6 protein-coding genes are annotated in these 5864 nt (G+C 62.1%); all 6 read right to left on the bottom strand.

Translation table 11 applies throughout. The features are described from left to right. On the bottom strand, positions 1 to 209 hold a 209-nt coding region (locus VGI36_16345; protein ID HEY2486718.1), incomplete at its 3' end, for a DUF1648 domain-containing protein. 74 nt (positions 210 to 283) lie between these two features. After that, positions 284 to 1327: a histidinol-phosphate transaminase gene (hisC, locus tag VGI36_16340; protein ID HEY2486717.1), complete on the bottom strand. Its 1044-nt coding sequence runs from the start codon at positions 1325 to 1327 to the stop codon at positions 284 to 286. 19 nt (positions 1328 to 1346) lie between these two features. After that, positions 1347 to 2459, bottom strand: coding sequence for a prephenate dehydratase (pheA, locus tag VGI36_16335; protein HEY2486716.1), 1113 nt, complete (start codon positions 2457 to 2459; stop codon positions 1347 to 1349). 13 nt (positions 2460 to 2472) lie between these two features. Continuing rightward, positions 2473 to 3330 carry an acetyl-CoA carboxylase carboxyltransferase subunit alpha gene (locus VGI36_16330; GenBank protein ID HEY2486715.1) on the bottom strand — a complete coding sequence of 286 codons (858 nt, stop codon included), beginning with the start codon at positions 3328 to 3330 and terminating at the stop codon, positions 2473 to 2475. A gap of 60 nt (positions 3331 to 3390) precedes the next feature. Beyond that, positions 3391 to 4332: a tRNA (adenosine(37)-N6)-dimethylallyltransferase MiaA gene (miaA, locus tag VGI36_16325; protein HEY2486714.1), complete on the bottom strand. Its 942-nt coding sequence runs from the start codon at positions 4330 to 4332 to the stop codon at positions 3391 to 3393. Positions 4333 to 4420: 88 nt separating this feature from the next. Then, positions 4421 to 5864, bottom strand: a 1444-nt coding sequence (mutL, locus tag VGI36_16320; GenBank protein ID HEY2486713.1) for a DNA mismatch repair endonuclease MutL, incomplete at its 5' end; no start/stop codon positions are given.

Raw genomic sequence — 5864 nt, 5'->3', positions numbered from 1 at the left:
AGGGCGGTAATCAACCCCCATGCGAATGCCGCGCTCAGCGGAACCAGCAGCAATCCTTGGAACTTGCCGCCGTATCGATCGATCGAGCCCTCGCCGTTCCAGTGAGTGGGAATGCTCACCGGCGCCCAGGGCCATTCCACGATCGCGACCGCGAACATCGTCGCGATGATCGTCCAGCCTAATCTGGTGCTTTGCCAGTAGCTCCGCATGCCCTTCACCGCTCCGGCGGCGCGGAAAGCACCTCAGCCAGCGCGGCAACCAGCTTGCGGTTCTCCTCGGGTAATCACACGCTGATGCGGACATGGCGCGGGTAGCCGTATCCGTGCATCGGACGCACGATCATACCTTTGCGTAGCAGCCTATCGTACACCGCTCGACCGTCACCGACGTCGGTGAGGAGAAAATTTGCGTGACTCGGAACAAACGGAATCTTAAGCCGGTGAAACTCGTTCTCCAGGTAGTCCATGCCCCCGGCATTGACCCGCAAGGTTTGCGCGACATGGGCTCGGTCGTCCATCGCGGCAATTACCGCGACCTGGGCCAGGGAAGTTACGTTGAAGGGCTGCCGTACATTGTTGAGCAGGCGGACGATCTCGGGGCGCGCGACCGCATAGCCGGCGCGCAGGCCGGCTAGCCCGAAGATTTTGGAAAAAGTTCGCAGCGTTACGAGCAGGCGGTGCTCGTCGTGATCCTCGAGCGAGTCCGGGTATCCGCCATCGCGAACGAACTCGAAGTATGCCTCGTCGGCAACCACCACCACCCCTTCCGGCACTCGCCCCAGGAACCGCTTCCACTCGGCGCGCCGATAGATCGTTCCGGTCGGATTGTTGGGATTGGCGAGAAATACCAGCCGAGTGTTTGGGTCGATCTGCTCGGCGATTGCTTCCAGATCGTGAGAGTAACCATCGCTGGTCGGAGCAACCTTCGCGCCGCCTCCCGCGGCCGCGGTCGCCAGCGGATAGATCGCAAACGCGTGATCCGAGAACACCGAGTTGAGCCCGGGCCTCAGAAACAGGAAGGCGAGTAGGTTGATGACCTCGACCGACCCGGAAGCAGCGAATATGTGGGTGACGGGAAGGTTGTGATGTTCCGCGATCTTGCGGCGCAGTTCGAAGTTCGCGCCATCGGGATAGCGATTCAACTCGCTGAGCGCGGCCTTGATCGCTTCCACCGCGCGCGGGGAGGGTCCGAGGGGATTTTCATTCGATGCGAGCTTGATCGACTCGCTGATTCCGAGTTCGCGCTGCAGCTCTTCGGCAGGCTTCCCCGGCTCGTACGGCGCGATCGCAGCGACCGAAGGGAGCACCAGGTCTTCGATGTTTGCCAAGCGAATGCGATCGCCCCGGTCACGCGGAGATCGATCTGCCTTCAGGATACGATCCAAGCACTTTCAAAAAAAGAGCTTTGCGTTCCAGCGCCTTGAGCGCACGCTTAACCCGGGGGTCATCGCGATGTCCGCCGAAGTCGAGGAAGAAAATGTACTCCCACGGGCGCGAGCGCAACGGACGCGATTCGATCTTTGAGATGTTTATCTGGTTGCGCGCAAACAGGCTGATGGCTTCGTGGAGCGCGCCGACCTTGTCGCGAACCGCGAACAGTATCGTGGTCTTATCGGAGCCGGAGCGCTCCACCGGACGTTTACCGATGACCAGAAAGCGGGTGGTGTTGGTAGCGACGTCCTGGATGTTCTCGGCAATTACCTTGAGGCCGCTGGCCTCCAGGGCGGCGAGCGAAGCGATGGCCGCACACTGCGGGTCCTCGGCCGCCCGCTGCGCTGCAAACCGGTTGGACGCCATGGCTTCCAGTTCACGTCCGGGGAAGTTTGCGGCCAGGTAACCGCGGCACTGACCAAGCGATTGCTGATGCGAGACTATCTTCCTTATCTGCGCGGAGTTGCCATCGCGCGAAGCGATCGCGTGGCGAACCGGCAGTAGGACCTCCCCGATGATCACCAGGGCCGAGTCAATCAACAGGTCCAGCGTCAGGGTGATGGTGCCTTCCGTCGAATTTTCCACCGGCACCACGCCGAAATCCGCCCTGCCGTTGTCGAGCGCCTGGAAAACTCCGGCGTGGGTGCTTTCGGGCACGAATTCGACGCTGGATCCGAAACGCAGCCGGGCCGCATCGTGTGAGTAAGTCAGTTCCGGACCCAGGAACGCGACCCGCGGCATGTGCTCGAGCGCACGGCACGCGGAAATGATCTCGGTGAAAATGCGTTTGACCTGTTCAGCGGTTAAGGGGCCCGGATTCTCCGCAAGCATGCGCTCGTAGATGGCGCGCTCGCGTGAGGGGACATACGCCACCTCGCCCGCGGTGTGCTTGAGTTCGCCCACCTGCTCGACAATCCCAGCACGCATTGAGACCAGGTCGAGAATCTTGCGGTCGAGTTCGTCGATTCGTTTGCGGAGACTTTCGAGCGACGGTTTTTCGGCCTCGGGTTTTCTTGCGGAGCGTGGCATAGCGCAAGGATGGCTAGCCCACCCGACCAGCGTTGGCAACGCTTTGCTTGGTCAGGAACCCGTTGCCCATCGCGGCAAACTTGCTTTCTCGCGCGCGGCGCAGCGCTGCGGGGCTCATTCTCCTGAGAGGTTCGAAATGGCGAGTGATCGCCACGCCTAGGTTGTGCGCCGCCTGCGCGGGCTCGGTGTGTGCCCCTCCTGCAGGCTCCGCGATGATCTCGTCGATAACTCCCAGTTCAAGAAGGTCGGGTGCGGAGAGCTTCATTGCCGACGCTGCAATCGCGACGTTTTCCTCGCTCGCTTCGCGCCACAGGATCGCCGCGCAGCCTTCCGGCGTAATCACCGAGTAGCAGGCGTTTTCTTGCATCAACACAACGTTCCCGACTCCGATCGCGAGCGCGCCGCCGGAACCGCCTTCGCCGATGACGCAACAGATGATGGGGACTTCCAGCCGTGCCATCAGTTCGAGGTTGTGCGCGATCGCCTCGTTTTGGCCGCGTTCCTCCGCGCCCAAGCCCGGGTCGGCGCCCTGAGTATCGACGAAGGTGATAAGGGGCAGGCTGAAGCGATTGGCGAGCTCGAAGACGCGCGCCGCCTTCCGATAGCCCTCCGGTTTGGCAGAGCCGAAGTTGCGCCTGATTCGCTCGCTGGTGGTCTTGCCGCGCTGATGTCCGACCACTGCCACCTCCTGCTTGCCGAAGTAACCGAGTCCCGCGACCACGGCGCCATCGTCGGCGAACCGACGGTCCCCGTGCAGCTCGAAGAATCCGCTGATCAACGCTTCCACGTAGTCGAGGGTCTGGGGGCGCATGGGATTGCGTGCCAGGCGGACCCGTTCGATCGCGTTCAAGGGCGCATTCGATATTGGCACGGGAGCCGCTTTGCGCCGGTGCGCGGATTTCAATCTCGGTTTCAAGAATCGACGTTTCGGCTAGGTTGCACTTGAGTCCGCAAAGAAGTCTCCAAGCAGCTTCCCAGCCTGCTTGGCGGCGCCGTTTCGGTCAAGCCACACGATCTCCGGGTCGGCGCGGAACCAGGTCAATTGACGCTTTGCGAAGCGACGCGACTCGCGCTTGGCGATCTCGACCGCTTCCGCCAGTCCCATCTCACCACGCAGGTGAGCCGCGATCTGCTGGTAGCCGATGGAACCGAGCGGAGGGCGATCGGCGCGATAGCCTGCGGCGAGCAGACTGCGCACCTCCTCGACCAGGCCTTGCCCAATCATTTCATCGAAGCGTCGATCGATGGCTGCGTAGAGTTCGGCGCGGTCCATCGAGATTCCCAGGGTCAGGCAATCGTAGCTTCGGTTTGCGAACCCATGACGGGCTTGATGGGAGCTGATCGGTTCGCCGGTCAGTTCCCACACCTCGATGGCTCGGGTGATGCGATAGAGATCGTTGACGCCAATGCGTCGTGCCGCGGCCGGGTCGATTTCGCGCAAACGCTGGTGAAGGTGAGAGACGCCATGATCTCGCGCGGCGCGCTCCAATCGCTCACGAATTTCACGCGACGCGGCGGGGCCCCGAAAAATTCCCCCGCGCAACGCGCGCAGATAGAGGCCGCTCCCGCCCACCACGATCGGGTGCCGACCGCGGGTGGCGATTTGTTCGATTGCCGCACGCGCCAGGGTGGTAAAGGTGGCGACATCGAGCGGTTCGGCAGGCGAGCGGATGTCAATAAGATGATGCGCGACGCCGCGGCGCTCCGCCGCGGATGGTTTGGCGGTGCCCAGATTCATTCCGCGGTAGACTTGTCGCGAGTCGGCATTGACTATCTCCGCGCCGAGGCGGGTGGCGACTTCAATCGCCAGCGCACTCTTGCCGGCGCCGGTAGGGCCAACGATAAATCCAACGCGAGTCAGTCCGGGCGACATTCTTTAAGTTTAAAGGGCGCGCCGCGAAATCGGGTTGCGCTTACCAGTCTCGTCTTGCGCATAACGGAGGGAGGAGCAACTTAGGGGGTCAGCGGCGGAACATGCGTTCGATCTGGCCGCGCGAGAATTGGATATGGACTGGCCTGCCGTGCGGACAATTGGTTTTGAATTCGGTTCGATCCAGCTCGGCCAGCAGGCCATGGATTTCTGCAATTTCCAGCGCGCGCCCAACCCGCACCGAGCCATGACAGGCGAGTTGCTTAAGCGACTCTTCGAATGCTGACTGGCCACTGAGACGCCAACCGCTCTCGCCCAGGCTTTCGATCATGTCGGAGAGCAGCCTTGCTCCGCCTTCCGCGCCGAACACCGCGGGGGTTCCCTTCAGCAGGAGCGCGGTTGCGCCGAAAGCCTCGATCTCAAAGCCCATCGCGCGCAGTTGCGGAATCGCTGCCTGGATCGGCGCGGCCCGCGCTGGATTCAATTCTATGATAACCGGAGTGAGCATCGCCTGAATTTGGATTCCGCCGTCACGGAGTTGCGCCCGGAGTTTTTCAAAGGTCACCCGCTCGTGCGCGGCGTGCTGGTCGACTAGCAACATTCCCTCGTCGCTTTCCAGCGCGATATAACCGGCGAACAACTGTCCAATAACGCGCAGCCCCGAATAGGTCGGAACGGAAGTGGGGGTGACGGCCGGGGAATCGTCGTTTCGCGCAAAACCCAATCCCAGTGGACGCTGGGTCGTCGGCACCACCGCGGCATCGGGTAACAGGCGGAGTACCGTAGAGCGATAGTTCTGCGCTGCCGCGGCGGCGTGAACCGGGTCGCCGGGTGCTCCGGCCAGAGCGCCGGTTTGTGGCGCTGGTACCATCACTTGCACGCCGGGTCCACGCTCAGCCTCGCCGGTCTGGTCTGACAATCGGTTGCGCAGGGCATGATAGACTGTCTCGAACACGGCGCCGGAGTTACGAAAGCGCACCTCGGTCTTCATCGGATGCACGTTCACGTCGACGTCTTCATGACGCAGTTCCACGGCGAGGACGATGGCAGGATGGCGCCCGCGCGGCAGCAGGCTCTGATACGCCTGTGCGACCGCACGAGTGAGAAGCTTGTCACGTACCGAGCGGCCATTTACGAAAGTGAAGACAAGTCTCGGGGTCGCGAACGATTCCTGGCTCATGGTGGCCAGGCCGCGAACCCGGATCGCATTGCGCACCGCTTCAAAGGTTAGCATTTGAGCAGCGAGCTTTGCTCCGAAAATCTGGCGCACCCGTTCCAGCGACGATGCCGCGCGTGGCAATTCGAACAGGGTGCGGCCATCCGCGGAAAGCGAGAAGGCGATTTGATAGTTCATCAGCGCCAGCCGCTGAATCGCCACGGCGACCGCGCTTTGCTCGGTGGGAACCGTCTTGAGGAATTTGAGGCGCGCGGGAGTGTTGAAAAACAGATCGCGTACCTCGATCTGAGTGCCCGGTGCGATCGCGCATTCGGCCGTGTCTTCAATATCGCCGGCGGTCGCGATGACTTCGATTCCA

The sequence above is a fragment of the Candidatus Binataceae bacterium genome, assembly GCA_036495685.1.
Lineage (GTDB): Bacteria > Desulfobacterota > Binatia > Binatales > Binataceae > JAFAHS01.
This window is presented reverse-complemented; position numbering and strand designations above follow the sequence as displayed.

Excerpts from the sequence above, each read along its gene's own strand:
- pheA (HEY2486716.1), bottom strand. The coding sequence starts at position 2,459 with ATGCCACGCTCCGCAAGAAAACCCGAGGCCGAAAAACCGTCGCTCGAA.
- miaA (HEY2486714.1), bottom strand. The coding sequence starts at position 4,332 with ATGTCGCCCGGACTGACTCGCGTTGGATTTATCGTTGGCCCTACCGGC.